We start from the raw sequence: 16,390 nt of genomic DNA, 5'->3' as shown, positions 1-16,390 counted from the left end.
GCCCGTCGTCGCGCCCGTCGTCGGGCTGGTTGTCCGTATCGCTCACGCCGCCCCGCTCTCGCACAGGAGGTGCCTCCGTTCGCCACCATGACGCCCTGTTCCCGTCGGACGACACTCCGTCGACAACCGGGCCACCTGGATGCTAAGTGCTGAACTCACCGGTAGGAAGCCCGTGCCCGGGCCCCCAACCCGCACGCACAGGCGATATGTTCTTCTCCCCGTGTGATCGAGTACACGCACGGTCTCCAGCCGCCGGCTTCCGGGTTTCTGCGTGTCGCAAGGGGGTTGTCACAAGCCATGACCGCCGAAGAACTCGAGGCGGGTCTCGCCGCCGAACTCGCCGCGGACGGGGAGTCGGTCACCGAAGCGTTGGACCGGTGGTCGGCGCGCACCCCGACGCGGGTCTTCATCCACTACGGCGAGCACGGCCTGGACCTCGGCTACGCCGAGGCCAAGCGGGCCACCGACACGATCGCCGGCAACCTGGCCCGGGCGGGCGTGCGGCGCGGCGACCGGATCGCCGTGCACTGCCGCAGCTCGTACGCGGCCGCGCTGTGGATGTTCGGCATCTGGAAGGCCGGCGCGGTCTACTGCCCGATCGACCCGGACCTGATCGGCGACCCGCTGGTCGAGCAACTGGAGGCCACCGGGCCGCTGCTGGTGGTCACCGAGCGCCTGCTGGTGCAGGCGCTGGAGGCGGTGCGCCCGCACCTGGACCGGCTGCCCCGGCTGACCGTGCACGACGCGGTCGGGCCGCGTCCGCCGCACGGCTACCCCGAGATCGCCTACGCCAACTTCCTGGCCCGCGCCGAGCCGCCGGGCGTGGTGATCGATCCCGCCGACGTCGGGATGATCGTGCACACCGCCGGGGTGACGGGCCGGCCCAAGGCCGCCGTGTTGCCGCATCGCTGGCTGGCGGCGTACACGCTGCTGCTGCGCCGGCTGACCACGCCGGACGACGTGGTGCACGTGGACCTGCCGCTGCACTCGCTCCAGGGCGCGTTCGCCGGGCTGGCCCGGGCGGCCTGGACGGGCGCGGGGGTGTCGCTGTGGGACCGGTTCCACCCGGTCGACTTCTGGCGCCGGGTGACGGCCGCGGGGGCCACCAGCGCGGTGCTCACCGAGACGATGGTGGGCTGGCTCTCCGGCGCGCCCGAGCGGCGCGGCGAGCGGGACAACCCGCTGAGCAAGGTGCTGATGCAGCCGCTGCCGGCGATCCACCACTCGTTCGCGCGCCGCTACGGCATCGACACCGTGGTGGCGGGCTACGGGCAGGTCGAGACCGGACTGCCGATCGCCGCCGTGCTGATCGGCGCCGAGCCGGGAGAGGGCACCCCGGAGGCGCTGCGGCGCGGGCTCGGCGCGAAGGAGGTCAAGCGGGTCTGCGATCGCCTGGGCGTACCGGTCGTGCCCGCGTCCCGGATCGTGCGCCGGGGCTGCCTGGGCGCGCCGCTGCCGTTCACCAGGGTGGCGATCCTGGACGAGCACGACCGGCCGGTGCCGCGCGGGGTGGTGGGCCACCTGGCGATGCGTCCGCATCTGCCGGGGCTGCTGGTCCAGGAGTACGTGGGCGACCCGCTGAGCATCGCCGAGGCCACCCGCAACCTGTGGTTCCACACCGGCGACGCGGCGGTGTTCGACGAGGAGGACGGGCTGCTGCACTTCGTCGACCGGGTCGTGGACCGGATCCGGATCCGCGGCGAGAACGTGTCGGCGTACCACATCGAGGACCTGGTCAACCAGCATCCCGACATCGCGGTCGGCGCGGTCTTCGGGGTGCCCGCCGACCGGGACGACGAGGACGAGGTGGTGCTGTACGCCGAGCCGGAACCGGGCCGGCCGCTGGATCCCGACGAGCTACGCGCGTGGTGCGTCCAGTCGCTGCCCGCGTACATGCGGCCGGCGTACGTGCGGATCGTGGCCCGGATGCCGCGGACGCCGAACGGGCGGGTGGAGAAGTATCGGCTGCGCCGGCACTTCCTGGGCCTGACGGATCGGCCGGGCCCGGCGGTGCGCGGGGTCACGGTGACCACGGCGACGGCCACGCCGATGCCCGCGGCCCGGCCGGCGCTCGCCCCGGCCCTGTCCCCGGTGCGCTCCGCGCTGCCGCCGTCGTTGCCCCCGGGGAAGGGGCGCTGAGCGGCGCGCTTCGCCGGGCTCGCACCGGTCCGAAACGATCATGCGAACAGCCGATGCCGCGGATATGTCGCTTTCCAGCGGGAAGGCGTACCACGCACGCGACGACGCGGGCGCGGGACGGATCCGAGGAGCGGCACCCATGGAGAGCACGAAGGGCGTCACCGGTCCCTCCGCCGAGTCCGGCGCGGGGCGGCATCGACGCAGCGGCAAGGGATTCGGGTTCGGTCTGCTCGTGGTGCTCGGCATGGTCCTCGTGCTCGGCGGGGTCGTCGGCCTGATCTACACGGGCCTGGCCACGCTCACCACGATGGTGCTGTTCGGCTGGCTGCTGCTGATCGGCGGCGTGGTCGGCTTCGTCCAGGCGATCCAGGCGCGCAAGGAGAACGCGTTCTGGCTCGTGGTCGCGGTCTCGGCGTTGAACATCGCGGCGGGCGTGGTGCTGTTGCGCCGCCCCGACGTGGGGGCCCAGGCGCTCACCCTGTTCGTGGCCCTGCTGCTGCTGGGCGCGGGCATGTTCCGCATCGTCGGCGGCGTGGCGAGCATGTCGGCCAAGATGATCTGGACCATCGGCGTCGGCGTGGTCGACCTGGTCCTGGGCCTGCTGGTACTGGCCGAATGGCCGAGCAGCAGCCGCTACGTGATCGGCACGTTCATCTCCCTGGCCCTCCTCTTCGACGGCCTGAGCCTGGTCAGCCTGGGCCTCACCGGCCGCCGAATCGTAGGCATGGTCCGAGACGCGGAAGTCCCCGAGACGCCCCCCACCCCACCGGCCGAATGGACAGCCGAAAAGCCCCCCACAAGGGAGGGCACCCACAAGGGCCCGGACACGATGACAAAGCCCCCGAACGAATAACAAGCAACCCAAAACGCCGGACGGGCCATCGCTCGACAGCCCATCCGGCGCTCGGGGCACCAGGCCCTTCAGCCCGTCCGGCGTTCGAGAACACCGAGCCGGAGGCCACGACCAACCGCAGCTTCCGGCGCTTGCGGCACCAGGTCCTTCAGCCCGTCCGGCGTTTGAGGACACCCGGCCGGAGGCCACGACCAACCGCAGCTTCCGGCGCTCGGGGCACCAAGCCCTTCAGCCCGTCCGGCGTTTGCAGACTCCCGGCCGGAGGCCGAGACCAACCGCAGCCTCCGGCGCTCGCGGCACCAAGCCCTTCAGCCCGTCCGGCGTTTGAGGACAACCGACTCGGGTCGACGATCTCAGCCTGTCCGGCGTTTGAGGACACCGGGCCGGAGGCCACGACCAACCGCAGCTTCCGGCGCTCGGGGCACCAAACCCCTCAGCCCGTCCGGCGTTCGAGGACGGCCGCCCCGACCCCGGCCTACTCGCCCACCGGCGCTGCCGGCCGACGCCGGCTCATCCACAACGCCGGCAGGAACGCCAGCCCCATCAACGTCACGGCCCACCAGTACGTCCCCTGAAACGCGTCGGCCAACGCCGGCCCGACCGCCACCACCACATCCGGCGACAACGTGTGCAACTCGCCCAGCCCCCCGGCCCCCTGCCCGGCCGGCAGGCCATCCCGCATCGCCCCGGCCAACCGCACCGACATCAACGCCCCACCGATCGCCGCCGACACCTGCTGGATGATCGTCAACGTCGTCCCCGCGACCGCGACCTGCTCGTGCGACATCGTGCGCAGCGCCGAGGCGGTGGTCGGCATCAGCGTCATCCCCACCCCGACACCGGTCACCGACATGCACGCCATCAGCACCCAGTACGGCGTGTCCGCCGCCACCTGCGTGGTGAACGCGAGGAACCCGGACGCGGCGACCACGATCCCCATCAACACGATCCGCCCCGGCGCGATCCGGTCGCTGAGCCGACTGGCCACCTGCATGGACAGCGCCGTCGCCAGCGCCTGCGGCGCGCCCAACAGGCCGGAGGCGGTGGCGCTCTCCCCACGCACCAGCTGGTAGTACAGCGGAGCCAGCATCATCGAGCCGAAGTACGCGCAGACGAACAGGAACATGGTGCCTGCGGCGGCCACGAACGCCCGACCGCGAAACAGCCGCAGGTCGATCAGCGCGTGCTCGACCCGCAACGCCCGGGCCACGAAGCCGATCACCAGGAGCGCACCGAGCACGGCCGGCACCAGCGCCCCGGCGGCGCCGAAGTCGCCCTTCTCGCCGCCGGTGGCCAGCCCGTAGATGAGCAGGGCAAGGCCGGGGGAGAGCATCAGCAGTCCCGGTACGTCCAGCGGCCTGGTCGGTTGTGCGGTGTCGCGCGGGAAGACCTTGGCGGCCAGGCCCAGGGCGATCGCGCCGATCGGTACGTTGATGAAGAAGATCCAGCGCCACGAGACGTCGTCCACCAGCCATCCGCCCAGGATCGGGCCGACCAGCGGGCCGATCAGGACCGGGATGCCCATGATGGCCATCGTGCGGCCCATCCGACTCGGGTCGGAGGCGCGGGCCAGGATGGTCATCCCGACCGGCATGATCAGGCCGCCGCCGAGCCCCTGCAGGACCCGGAAGACGATCAGCGATTCGGCCGACCAGGCCAGGCCGGCCAGGATCGATCCGGCGGCGAAGGTGCCGATCGAGAACATGTACAGCCGTTTGGTGCCGAAGCGGCCCATCGCCCACGCGGCCATCGGGATGACCGTGGCCAGGGCGAGGGTGTACCCGGTCGCGACCCATTGGATCGTGGCCAGTGGGGCGTCGAAGTCCCGCGCGAGGTGGTTCAGCGCGACGTTGACGACCGTCACGTCCAGGACCGACATGATCGAGCCGAGCACGACGACGAGGGCGATGGCGGCGATGCCGCGGGGCGGGGTGTCGGTGGGGGTGGTGGCCGCAGGGGAGTTCGCGGCCGGGGCGGTGGTCGTTGCCATCGCGGGCTCCTGGCGTTCGACGGGGTGGGTACGCCGCGGCGTCGGGTGCGGCGTCGGTGCTCGGGGTCAGACGCCGTACGGGCGGCGCGCGCGCATCGACCGCGTGGTCTCGGTCCACCAGGCGAGCTGGTCGAGCATGACCTTGGCGGCGGCGGCGGTACGGGCCGCGTCGACCGGCTTGCCGTCGGCGTCGAACTTCTCCCACGCCATCGGGAAGGCGAGCCCGTCGCGGGTGGTGACCATGTGCTGCTCGGCGAAGACCAGACGCAGCTGCTCGACCGCGCGCAGGCCGCCGGAGATGCCGCCGTAGGACACGAAGCCGACGGGCTTGCCCTGCCACTCGTTCCGGAACAGGTCGATCATGTTCTTCAGCCCGGCCGGGAAGCTGTGGTTGTACTCCGGCGTGACCACGACGAAAGCGTCGGCGTCGGCGAGTCGGGCGCCGACCCGGGCGACCACGGCGGCGGGCTCGCCGCTCAGCGGGGCCCATACGTCGGGCAGGCGGTCCTCCGCCAGGTCGATGATGTCGACGTCGAAGTCGCCGTGCTCCTCGGCCGCGGCGGCGAACCAGTTCGACACCACCGGGGCGAACCGGCCCTGCCGGGTGCTGCCGACGATGACGGCGAGCCGGAACGGGTCGCCGCCGGCGGCAGCGGCGGTGGTGTCGGTGTCGGTGTGCGTGAGCGTGGTCATGGGTTCCCCAAGAAGAGTTCGGACGCGCCTCGGAAGCGGGTGCTCCGGGCGACGAGGAAAACGTTAGAAGTTCAAGTCGACTTGAAGTCAACTGCCGCTTTCCCGAACTCTTTCGGCGTGTTCCGGGCGGATGCCCGGCTACCCCGAAGCCCTGTCCCGACCCGGCCCGCCGAGGGTCGCGACGACGGCGACCATCGTCAGGGCGACCGCGCTCGCGCACACCATGACCGTCGAGGGGGACGTCGCGTCCACGACGCCGCCGCCGAGGAGGGCGCCGGCGGCGAAGGTGAGCTGGAAGGACGACGTGAACACCACCGTCGCGGCCTCCGGGGCGTCGGGCGCGCACCGAGCGAACCAGGTCTGCGAGCAGGCCGGGACCGCGCCGTAGGCCAGCCCCCACACCACGAGCAGGCCGAGCGCGCCCGCGTCCCACCGGCCCAGGACCGGGAACAGCGCGGTGGCCGCGGCGATCAGCGCCGCGCAGCCGGCGAAGGTGGCGCGCAGGCCGCGGGCCAGGGTCGCGCCCGCGACGAAGTTCCCGACGATGCCGGCCACGCCGAAGGCCAGCAGGTACGGCCCGATCCGGCCGCGGTCCACGCGGGTGACCTCCTCGAGGAAGGGCGTCACGTACGTGTAGGCCCCGAAGTGCGCGATCACCACCAGGGCGGTGGCGGCGAGGCCGATCCGCACGTCGGCGCCGCGCACCAGGCCGCGCAGCACCCGGGCCCGGGTCACGGTCGTCGCGGGCAGCGGGGGCAGCAGGACGAGCAGCGCGACCGACACGGCCAGCGCGAGGGCGCCCATCACCACGGACGAGGCCCGCCAGCCGAGGTGCTCGCCGAGTTGGGTACCGGCGGGCAGGCCGAGTACGGAGCCGGCCGGCACCGCGGCGAAGATGACGGCGGTCGCCGTACCCACCGCCTCGGGCCGTACCAGCCGGGGCGCCAGACCCGCCCCGATCGACCAGAAGCCGCCGATGGTGACCCCGACCAGCGCACGCGCCACCAACACCACCCAGAACGCCGGCGCCAGCGCGGCCAGGAAGTTCGCCACCGCGAGCAGCACGATCAGCGCGACCAGCATGCTCCGCCGATCCAGCCGCCCGGTGGACACGGTCACCACCGGCGCGCAGATCGCGGCCAGCAACCCGGGCACGGTCATCAACCACCCGGCCGTCCCGTCCGAGACCCCGAAGTCGTCCGCGATCGGCGTCAACAACCCGATCGGCAGGATCTCCGTCGTCACGATCGCGAAGATCCCCAGGAACAGACACACGACGGCGGCCCGATACTGCCGCGGCGGCCCGGAATCCGGCTTGAACTCGGGTGACGCGGCCGCATGTTCGTCGACTCGGGCGATGGCGGGCATGGGTGTCCCTTCGGCGATGTGGGGGAGCCCCGCAAGCCGGGGCGGATCCAGTACAGCCACCCCCACCACCCCGGGTCTGGCGGAAACCCGCCCTCAACACCGCGCCGGCACCGCTCGGAGGCCCAACCGACCCACGGGTGCCCGCCGTTCGATCCGCCGGATCCGATTTCGTAGGTTGACCCCATGACTTCTTCGGTACTCGTTCTCGGCGTCGACCCGCACATCGTCCCCGGCACCAATGGCGCGGCCATACTCGCCACCCTGGAGGCGGAGTTGGCCCGTTTCGCCGAGTACGGCATCCACGCCTCCATGACCGTGTTCGGCCCCGACGAGACCGCCGGGCCCAAGGTCGTCGCCGCCCTGACCGAGCGCGCCTGGGACGTGGTCCTGATCGGCGGCGGCGTCCGCAAGTCGGAACAACTCCTCTCGCTCTTCGAGCAGATCGTCAACCTCATCCGCATCCACGCCCCCGGGGCGGCCATCGCGTTCAACACCACCGTGGACACCATCGTCGAAGCCGCCCGACGCCACCTCTGACCCCGGCCCCGACCCGAAGGTCTTCGACCCGTCGACCGCCGTGTCCGGAGATCGCCGATGGTCGAACGCCCACCGGACGTCCCCGTCGCGCAATCGTCCCCGCGTGGGGCCGGTCGTCCGTCGGGCAGGGCGCGCCACGGCCCGATCGAGGACGTCGTCCGAGGTGCGCCGATGAGTTTTCGGCGGTTGTGGGGTCTACCCGTCGACGACAAAGGAGCACATCATGCGCAAGATCATCGTTTGTACGTTCCTGACGCTCGACGGCGTCATGCAGGCACCGGGCGGTCCGGACGAGGACGCGGAGAGCGGCTTCGAGCACGGCGGCTGGCAGAAGCCGGTGTCCGACGAGGAGGTCGGCGCGGGTATCGCCGATTGGTACCGGGACTCCGACGCGATGCTGCTCGGCCGCAAGACGTACGAGATCTTCGCGTCGTACTGGCCGACCGCCGATCCCGACAACCCGTTCACCGAGCGGATGAACGGCATGCGCAAGTACGTGGCGTCGCGAACGCTGACCTCCGTCCAGTGGCAGAACTCCACGCTCCTGGAGGGCGACACCGTCGACGCCGTACGCGCGTTGAAGGCATCCGAGGGCGGCGACATCAACGTCGTCGGCAGCGGTGACCTCGCCCAGACCCTCATGCGGCACGACCTCGTCGACGAGTACCGGCTGACCATCCACCCGGTGATCATCGGCACCGGCAAGCGGCTGTTCGCCGACGGAGCGATCCCCACCGCGCTGGAGCCGGTCAGCCTCTCGACGACCAGGGGCGGCACCGTCCTCGGCGTCTACCGACCGCATGGCAAGCCCGACTACGACAGCTACTAGCAGGTCACCGGCCACATTCGCCGCGCCGAAGCCCGCCGGGTCCCGAGGATCACCGCTACCGGACCCGGCTCCCGTGCGGGCTCGGGGCGAGGTCGACCCGAGGTTGCGCGGCGATTCGGAAAAACGGAGCCGACACCGCCGCCGCCACCCCCGAACGGCCGGATGCCGGAGTCACGGGGCATCGGCGAGTGTCGCCCGAACCCGGCGACGAACGCCGTCCGCCCGCGCCGCCTCGAACTTCGCCCAGGGCGAACACGGAGTGGGGAGGGTGGGGGAACAAAGAGGGGCTCGTGTTTCTTGAGTCGGTACAGCGCAACTTTTTCGACTGTGGCCACTGAAGGGGCATGACATGAGCGAGACCATCGGGACCCTGACCCTGCCGGTTCTTCCGCTGGACGACGTCGTCGTCCTCCCCGGCATGGTGGTCCCGCTCGAACTCGACGACGCGGAGACCCGAGCCGCCGTGGATGCCGCGCGGGCCGCCGCGGGGCGGTCGGCCGGACCGGGCATCCGTAGTGAGAGCAAGGCGCGGGTGCTGCTTGTTCCGCGCGACGACGGACAGTACCCGGCGGTGGGCACGCTCGGCGTGATCGAGCAGGTCGGCCGACTGCCCGGAGGTGAGTCGGTCGTGGTGGTGCGCGGCGAGAGCCGGGTGCGGATCGGCAGCGGTACCACCGGCCCCGGCGCGGCGCTGTGGGTCGAGGCGACCCGGGTGCCGGACGTCGAGGCCGACGAGCGCACCCTGGAGCTGGCCCGGGAGTACAAGGCCCTGGTCACCACCGTGCTCGGCAAGCGCGGCGCGTGGCAGGTGGTGGACCACGTCCAGGCCCTGGAGAGCCCCAGCGACCTGGCGGACAACTCCGGCTACGCCCCCTACCTGAGCCTGCAGCAGAAGATCGACGTGCTCCAGACGATCGACGTCGAGGAGCGGCTGACCAAGGTGGTCGGCTGGACCCGGGACCACCTCGCCGAGCTGGACGTGGCCGAGACGATCCGCAAGGACGTCCAGGAGGGCATGGACAAGCAGCAGCGCGAATTCCTGCTCAAGCAGCAGCTCGCCGCGGTGCGCAAGGAACTCAACGAGCTCAACGGCACCCCGGACAGCGAGGAGGAGGACTACCGGGCGCGGGTCGAGGCCGCGAACCTGCCGGAGAAGGTCCTGGAGGCCGCGCTCAAGGAGGTCGACAAGCTGGAGCACGCCTCCGACGCGTCGCCCGAGGGCGGCTGGATCCGGACCTGGCTGGACACGGTCCTGGAGATTCCCTGGAACGAGCGCAGCGAGGACGCGTACGACGTTGCCGAGGCGCGCGCGATCCTGGACGCGGACCACTCCGGTCTGGACGACGTCAAGGAGCGCATCGTCGAATACCTGGCGGTCCGCAAGCGCCGCGAGGAGCGCGGTCTGGGCGTGGTCGGCGGCCGGCGCTCCGGCGCGGTGCTCGCCCTGGTCGGCCCGCCCGGAGTCGGCAAGACCTCGCTCGGCGAGTCGGTCGCTCGCGCCATGGGCCGCTCGTTCGTCCGGGTCGCCCTCGGCGGCGTCCGCGACGAGGCGGAGATCCGCGGCCACCGCCGTACCTACGTCGGCGCGCTGCCGGGCCGGATCGTCCGGGCGATCAAGGAGGCGGGCAGCATGAACCCCGTCGTCCTGCTCGACGAGATCGACAAGGTCGGCTCGGACTACCGGGGCGACCCGACCGCGGCCCTGCTCGAAGTGCTCGACCCGGCCCAGAACCACACCTTCCGCGACCACTACCTGGAGGTCGAACTCGACCTGTCCGACGTGGTGTTCCTGGCCACCGCCAACGTCCTGGAGACCATCCCCGAGCCGCTGCTCGACCGGATGGAGCTGGTCCGCCTCGACGGGTACACCGAGGACGAGAAGGTCGTCATCGCCCGGGACCACCTGATCAAGCGTCAGTTGGACAAGGCGGGTCTGGACGCCACCGAGGTGTCCTTCACCGAGGACGCGCTGCGGCTGCTCGCGGGCGAGTACACCCGCGAGGCGGGCGTACGCACCCTGGAGCGTTCGATCGCCCGCGTGCTGCGCAAGGTCGCGGCCCGGCAGGCGCTCGACGCGGCGTCGCACCCGCTGCCGATCACGGTGGACGCGGGCGACCTGCGCGACTACCTCGGCCGGCCCCGGCACACCCCGGAGTCGCTGCTGAGCAAGGCCGAACAGCGCACGGCGGTGCCGGGCGTGGCCACCGGCCTGGCGGTCACCGGCGCGGGCGGCGACGTGCTCTACATCGAGGCCTCGCTCGCGGACGCCGAGACCGGCGGCACCGGATTGACCCTGACCGGCCAACTCGGCGACGTGATGAAGGAGTCGGCCCAGATCGCGCTGTCCTACCTGCGCTCGCGCGGGGCGGAACTGGAGGTGCCGGTGGGCGACCTCAAGGACCGCGGCGTGCACGTCCACGTCCCGGCCGGAGCGGTGCCCAAGGACGGCCCGAGTGCCGGTGTCACGATGACCACCGCGCTGGTGTCGCTGCTGACCGGGCGGCCGGTCCGCTCCGACGTGGCTATGACCGGCGAGGTCTCGCTCACCGGCCGGGTGTTGCCGATCGGCGGCGTGAAGCAGAAGCTGCTCGCCGCGGAACGCGCCGGTGTGACCACGGTGTTGATCCCCAAGCGCAACGAGGCCGACCTGGACGACGTGCCCGAGGAGATCCTGAGCCGGCTCACCGTGCACGCGGTCGCCGACGTCCGCGAGGTGCTGCACCTGGCCCTCGAACCCGCCAACACCAAGCACGCGGTGGCTGCCTGATCCTCCGTCAGCTCCCGCCGACCAGCCGCACGAGCCGTCCGAAGGGGCGGCTCGTGCGGCATTTTCCGGCCACGAGCGGACAACCCGGTTGGCGGCGAATCTCGATTCGATCACATGATCGGATTGTTCGATTGCGTGCTGTCATCATGCGCGCATGTCCAATCGAACAGGTGGGGGACCGGGCCGGGGACGGGTTTCCTCTCGTGCCGTGCCCGGGTTTTCGAAGAACGCACGAACCACGCGCCCGAGGCGTGGAACGGGTCGGTGGGCGGCGGGGGTGGCCGCACTACTGGCGCTGACGGTGATCTCTGGGTGTACCGAGGACGACAAGGGGTCGGCTCGCCCGATTCCCACGCGCACCTCGGTCGGCGCGACCGCTACGCCGACCCCGGTCGCCTCGACGAGCGCGTCGGCGACGATCGCGCCGTCCTCGTCCGCGCCGCCGACCTCGGCACCACCGACGTCGGCACCGACCACTGCACCGCCGAAGGCCGAGGCCCCGCCGGCCCCGGAGCCGGTCGTGGTGGATCCACCCGGGCAGGATCCACCTCGAGCGGATCCACCGAGGAAGGACCCGCCCAAGCAGGACCCGCCCAAGCAGGACCCACCGAAGAAGGACCCACCGAAGAAGGATCCGCCGAAACCCGGTTCCGGACAGGTCGGTTCGGTTCACCCCGGCGCGTTCTGTTCACCGCTCGGCGCCCGTGGCTTCACCGTCAAGGGCACGCCGATGGTCTGCTCGGCGAAGGCGGGCGACAACTACGTCCGGTGGCGGGCGGCCTGATCCCGACAGGCGGTTCACTCGCACGCTCGACGTGATTCCGCACCCTTCGAGGCCCCCGGCCCACCGCCGGGGGCCGTGCCACTTGAGTACGCCTACTCATGTGCGCAACGCCCGTTCGGCCCAAAACTGTCGTCATGACTTCGCCGCTGCGCACCAACAACACCCAAGGGTTCTTCGTTCAGGCCGCACTGTCCTTCGGGGTGTCCGTGAGCGCGGTCCTGATCGGGATCGTCTATCTCCCGGTCGACCGCTGGATCCGGGCCTTCCTCGGAATCGGCGTGCTCTACGTGGTGACCTCCAGCATCACGCTCGCCAAGGTGGTCCGGGACCGGCAGGAGAGCGAGGCCGTGGTCAGCCGGGTCGACCAGGCGCGCCTGGAGAAGTTGCTGACCGACCACGACCTGTTCAAGAACGACCTGGTCTGAACGCGGGCCGGCGGTGCCCGAGGCTCCCCGGGCCCGCCGCACCGCCCGCCGCTACCCGCCCAGTTCCTCGATCGTCTTCAGGATCCGCTTGTCCGACACCGGCTGCGGGGTGCCGAGCGACTGGGCGAAATAGCTCACCCGCAACTCCTCGATCTGCCAGCGCACCGCCGCCACCTCGGCCGGAATCGGCGCACCCTTTGCCTGATGGTCCATCAAGTCCCGGTACGCCGCCTGGATCTGATGGACCTTCTGCATGCGCTCGCGATCCCGCACCGGGTCCGCCTCCAGCCGCTGCAACCGGCGCTCCATCGCCTGCAGATAGCGGTGCACGTCGGGCAACCGGCGCCACCCCGCCTCGGTCACGAAGCCCTTGTGCACCAGCGCCGTGTACTGCGCCTTCAGGTCGGCCAGCGCCGGGGCCAGCGCCGGACTGCGGGTCGCCTTCAGCCGCCCGGCCACGCCGTGGGAGGCGCCCAGGATGCGCTCGACCTTGACCACCGTGTCCTCGGTCAGCCGGGGCAGCCCCGCCTTGACCCGATCGCGCAGCCGTACGAAGCCCGGCTCGTCCCACACCGGCCCGCCCGCGTCCCGGATCAGCATGTCCGCCGCGCACGCGAGGATGTCCTCGAAGAGCGGATCGATGCCCCCGTGCGGGTTGTGACTGAGCGTCAGCTTGGCCATGTTGGGCAGTCGGCCCTGGATCTGCTTGACCGGCGACTGCACGTTGAGCAACACCAGGCGCCGCGTCCCGTCCCGCATCGCGCGCGACTGCTCCGGTTCGCTGTCGAACAGCCGCACCGCCACCGAGCCGCCCTCGTCGACCAGCGCCGGATACGCCTTGACCACCAGCGGCCCGCGCCGCTGCTCGACCACGCGCGGCAACTCGCCCAGATCCCACGTGGTGACGCCGGCGCGCTCGATGTCCAGCGTGCTCGCCGCCTCGGACACCGCCGCCCGCATGCGCTCGCGCAGCTTCAGCTTCAGCGCGTCCAGATCCTTGCCCTCGGCGAGCACGCGCCGGTCGTCGTCGAGCACCCGGAAGGTCATCCGCAGATGCTCGGGCACCTTCGCGAGGTCCCAGCCCTCCCGCTTGACCGGCATCCCGGCCATCCGGCTCAACTCCCGCTCCAGGCCGTCCACCAGGGAGCCCCGGCGCGGGGTCAGGCGGGCCAGGATCGCCCGCGCGTAGTCCGGCGCCGGCACGAAGCCGCGCCGGATGCCCTTGGGCAGGGACCGGATGTAGGAGGTCACCAACTCCTCGCGCAGCCCCGGGATCTGCCACTCGAAGCCCTCGCCGGAGAGCTGGTTGAGCACCGCGACCGGGATGTGCGCGGTCACCCCGTCGGCGTTCGAGCCGGGTTCGAACTGGTAGGTCAGCGCCAGCTCCAGACCCTCCTCGACCCACGTGTTCGGGTAGTCCTCCTCGGTGATCCCGCCGGCCTTGGCGTTGATCAGCATGGACTTCTCGAAGCTCAGCAGGTCCGGATCGGTGCGGTGGGCCTTCTTCCACCACCCGTCGAAGTGCCGCCCGGAGACCACGTCGGCCGGGACCCGCTCGTCGTAGAAGTCGAACAGGGTCTCGTCGTCGACCATGATGTCCCGTCGCCGGGCCCGGTGTTCCAGCTCCTCGACGTCGGCGAGCAGTCGCCGGTTGGCCGCGAAGAACTTGTGGTGCGTGCGCCAGTCGCCCTCCACCAGGGCGTGCCGGATGAACAGTTCGCGCGACAGCTCCGGATCGACCTTGCCGTAGCCGACCTTGCGCGCGGCCACGATCGGCACGCCGTAGAGCGTGACCTTCTCGAAGGCCATCACCGCGGCCATCTTCTGTTCCCAGTGCGGCTCGCTGTAGGTGCGCTTGATCAGGTGCCCGGCCAGCGGTTCGATCCACTCCGGCTCGATCCGGCCGGCGATCCGGGCCCACAGCCGGGAGGTCTCGACGAGTTCGGCGGCCATCACCCACCGCGGCGGCTTCTTGAACAGCGCCGAGCCGGGGAAGACCGAGAAGCGGGTGCCGCGCGCGCCGCCGTACTCGCGCTTGGCCGGGTCCATCAGGCCGATGTGCGAGAGCAGACCGGACAGGATCGCGGTGTGGATGTGCTGGGTGTTCGGCTCCTTCGGCTCGCCGGTCGCCTCGATCCCCAGCGACTTGGCGGCGGAGCGCAACTGGCTGTGCAGGTCCTGCCATTCGCGTATGCGCAGATAGTGCAGGAACTCGCTCTTGCACATCTTGCGGAACCGGCTGGAGGACAGCTCGTCGCGCTGTTCCCTGATGTAGTTCCACAGGTTGAGATACGCGAGGAAGTCGGACTCCTTGTCCGCGAACCGCGCGTGCAACTGGTCGGCGTGCTGCTGGTGCTCGGTGGGCCGCTCGCGCGGGTCCTGGATGGACAGCGCGGAGGCGATGATCAGCACCTCGCGGACCACGCCGATGCGGTCCGCCTCCAGGATCATCCGGGCCAGGCGCGGGTCCACCGGCAGCTGGGACAACTTGCGCCCGATCGGGGTCAGCCGCTTGCGCACGTCCGGCTCGTCGGGGTCGAGCGCGCCCAGCTCCTGGAGCAGTTGTACGCCGTCCTTGATGTTGCGCCGATCCGGCGGCTCCACGAACGGGAACGCGGCGATGTCGCCCAGGCCGAGCGCGGTCATCTGCAGGATGACCGAGGCCAGGTTGGTGCGCAGGATCTCCGGATCGGTGAATTCGGGCCGCGACTCGAAGTCCTCCTCGGAGTACAGCCGGATGCAGATGCCGTCGGAGGTGCGCCCGCTGCGGCCCTTGCGCTGATTGGCCGAGGCCTGCGAGACGGCCTCGATCGGCAGCCGCTGCACCTTGGTGCGCAGGCTGTAGCGGGAGATGCGCGCGGTGCCCGGGTCGATCACGTACTTGATGCCCGGCACGGTCAGCGAGGTCTCCGCGACGTTGGTCGCGAGCACGATCCGCCGGCCGGTGTGCTGCTGGAAGACCCGATGTTGCTCGGCCGCGGACAGCCGGGCGTACAGGGGCAGCACCTCGGTGTCGCGCAGCCGGCGTTTGTTCAGCGCCTCTGCGGTGTCCCGGATCTCGCGCTCGCCGCTGAGGAAGACCAGGATGTCGCCGGACGCCTCGCCGAGCAGTTCGTCGACCGCGTCGCCGATCGCCTGGACCTGGTCGCGGTCGTCGGGTCGGCGCTTCCCGCCGCCCTCCTCGTCGTCCTCGTCCTCGTCGACCTCCGCGACCAGCGGGCGATAGCGCACCTCGACCGGGTAGGTACGGCCGGAGACCTCGATGATCGGCGCGTCGTCGAAGTGCTGCGAGAAGCGCTCGGGGTCGATCGTCGCCGAGGTGATGATCACCTTGAGGTCGGGGCGGCGCGGCAGCAGCTGTTTGAGGTAGCCGAGCAGGAAGTCGATGTTGAGGCTGCGTTCGTGCGCCTCGTCGATGATCAGCGTGTCGTATTGGCGCAGCAACCGGTCGTTCTGCACCTCGGCGAGCAGGATGCCGTCGGTCATCAGCTTGACCAGGGTGTGATCGCTCGACTGGTCGTTGAAGCGGACCTTGTAGCCGACCACGTCGCCGAGTTGTCCGCCCAGCTCCTCGGCGATGCGGTCGCCGACCGTGCGTGCGGCGATCCGGCGCGGCTGGGTGTGGCCGATCAGGCCCTGGACGCCCCGGCCCAGCTCCAGACAGATCTTCGGGATCTGGGTGGTCTTGCCCGAGCCGGTCTCGCCCGCGACGATCACGACCTGGTGGTCGCGGATCGCGGCGAGGATGTCGTCCTTCTTTTGGCTGACCGGCAGCGCCTCGGGGTAGCCGATCGTGGGCACGGCGGCGCGCCGGTTCGCGACCCGTGTCTCGGCGGCGTCGAACGCGGCGATCAGGCTCTCGGTCTCGGCGACCTGCTGCGGGCCCTTGCGGCTCTTGCGGGTCCGGTCGAGGCGACGGCGCAGACGGTCCTGATCCCGAAGCATCAGGTGGGGCAGGCGCGCCTGGAGGTCGGCGAGCTGAGATGTGGCTACTGGCGTTCCCAT

The 16,390-nt window shown here is 71.0% G+C and carries 10 protein-coding genes; 6 read left to right on the top strand and 4 right to left on the bottom strand.

Going from position 1 to position 16,390, the window contains the following annotated elements; all coding sequences use genetic code 11:
• Window positions 1-297 precede the first annotated feature (297 nt).
• Together EMA17_RS49910 and EMA17_RS49905 are read left to right on the top strand one after the other, a co-directional pair.
• Window positions 298-2,139 (top strand): AMP-binding protein, encoded by a 1,842-nt coding sequence (locus EMA17_RS49910; protein ID WP_126643853.1) that lies wholly within the window; start codon window positions 298-300, stop codon window positions 2,137-2,139.
• A 139-nt stretch (window positions 2,140-2,278) separates the two neighbouring features.
• On the top strand, window positions 2,279-2,992 hold the full coding sequence (locus tag EMA17_RS49905; protein ID WP_126643852.1) for an HdeD family acid-resistance protein: 714 nt from the start codon (window positions 2,279-2,281) through the stop codon (window positions 2,990-2,992).
• Between the two features lie 475 nt (window positions 2,993-3,467).
• On the opposite strand, the gene EMA17_RS49900 is transcribed toward EMA17_RS49905, so the two are convergent.
• The 3 genes from EMA17_RS49900 to EMA17_RS49890 form a co-directional block, all read right to left on the bottom strand.
• Window positions 3,468-4,982, bottom strand: coding sequence for a DHA2 family efflux MFS transporter permease subunit (locus tag EMA17_RS49900; RefSeq protein WP_126643851.1), 1,515 nt, complete (start codon window positions 4,980-4,982; stop codon window positions 3,468-3,470).
• 66 nt (window positions 4,983-5,048) lie between these two features.
• A complete protein-coding gene (locus EMA17_RS49895; protein ID WP_126643850.1) occupies window positions 5,049-5,675 on the bottom strand; it encodes an NADPH-dependent FMN reductase in 627 nt (208 codons plus the stop codon).
• A gap of 138 nt (window positions 5,676-5,813) precedes the next feature.
• Entirely contained in the window at window positions 5,814-7,043 is a 1,230-nt protein-coding gene (locus EMA17_RS49890; RefSeq protein ID WP_126643849.1) for an MFS transporter, read from the bottom strand.
• 183 nt (window positions 7,044-7,226) lie between these two features.
• On the opposite strand from EMA17_RS49890, the gene EMA17_RS49885 reads away from it, so the two are divergent.
• The 4 genes from EMA17_RS49885 (at window position 7,227) to EMA17_RS49865 (ending at window position 12,385) form a co-directional block, all read left to right on the top strand.
• Complete coding sequence (locus tag EMA17_RS49885) at window positions 7,227-7,580, top strand: hypothetical protein (protein ID WP_126643848.1); 354 nt, start codon at window positions 7,227-7,229, stop codon at window positions 7,578-7,580.
• A 223-nt stretch (window positions 7,581-7,803) separates the two neighbouring features.
• Window positions 7,804-8,409: a dihydrofolate reductase family protein gene (locus EMA17_RS49880; RefSeq protein ID WP_126643847.1), complete on the top strand. Its 606-nt coding sequence runs from the start codon at window positions 7,804-7,806 to the stop codon at window positions 8,407-8,409.
• A 349-nt stretch (window positions 8,410-8,758) separates the two neighbouring features.
• Entirely contained in the window at window positions 8,759-11,176 is a 2,418-nt protein-coding gene (gene lon, locus EMA17_RS49875) for an endopeptidase La (RefSeq protein WP_126643846.1), read from the top strand.
• Window positions 11,177-12,094: 918 nt separating this feature from the next.
• Window positions 12,095-12,385, top strand: coding sequence for a YiaA/YiaB family inner membrane protein (locus EMA17_RS49865; protein ID WP_246127438.1), 291 nt, complete (start codon window positions 12,095-12,097; stop codon window positions 12,383-12,385).
• Window positions 12,386-12,436: 51 nt separating this feature from the next.
• Here the strand turns inward: EMA17_RS49865 and hrpA are convergent, their stop codons facing one another.
• Window positions 12,437-16,390: an ATP-dependent RNA helicase HrpA gene (gene hrpA, locus EMA17_RS49860; protein WP_126643843.1), complete on the bottom strand. Its 3,954-nt coding sequence runs from the start codon at window positions 16,388-16,390 to the stop codon at window positions 12,437-12,439.

It is taken from the genome of Embleya hyalina (assembly GCF_003967355.1).
GTDB classification, from domain to species: Bacteria; Actinomycetota; Actinomycetes; order Streptomycetales; family Streptomycetaceae; genus Embleya; species Embleya hyalina.
The sequence above is the reverse complement of the archived record's forward strand: the minus strand, read 5'-3'. Positions and strand labels throughout refer to the sequence as shown.

Excerpts from the sequence above, each read along its gene's own strand:
- EMA17_RS49910 (WP_126643853.1), top strand. The coding sequence starts at position 298 with ATGACCGCCGAAGAACTCGAGGCGGGTCTCGCCGCCGAACTCGCCGCG.
- EMA17_RS49905 (WP_126643852.1), top strand. The coding sequence starts at position 2,279 with ATGGAGAGCACGAAGGGCGTCACCGGTCCCTCCGCCGAGTCCGGCGCG.
- EMA17_RS49900 (WP_126643851.1), bottom strand. The coding sequence starts at position 4,982 with ATGGCAACGACCACCGCCCCGGCCGCGAACTCCCCTGCGGCCACCACC.
- EMA17_RS49895 (WP_126643850.1), bottom strand. The coding sequence starts at position 5,675 with ATGACCACGCTCACGCACACCGACACCGACACCACCGCCGCTGCCGCC.
- EMA17_RS49890 (WP_126643849.1), bottom strand. The coding sequence starts at position 7,043 with ATGCCCGCCATCGCCCGAGTCGACGAACATGCGGCCGCGTCACCCGAG.
- EMA17_RS49885 (WP_126643848.1), top strand. The coding sequence starts at position 7,227 with ATGACTTCTTCGGTACTCGTTCTCGGCGTCGACCCGCACATCGTCCCC.
- EMA17_RS49880 (WP_126643847.1), top strand. The coding sequence starts at position 7,804 with ATGCGCAAGATCATCGTTTGTACGTTCCTGACGCTCGACGGCGTCATG.
- lon (WP_126643846.1), top strand. The coding sequence starts at position 8,759 with ATGAGCGAGACCATCGGGACCCTGACCCTGCCGGTTCTTCCGCTGGAC.
- EMA17_RS49865 (WP_246127438.1), top strand. The coding sequence starts at position 12,095 with ATGACTTCGCCGCTGCGCACCAACAACACCCAAGGGTTCTTCGTTCAG.
- hrpA (WP_126643843.1), bottom strand. The coding sequence starts at position 16,390 with ATGGGAACGCCAGTAGCCACATCTCAGCTCGCCGACCTCCAGGCGCGC.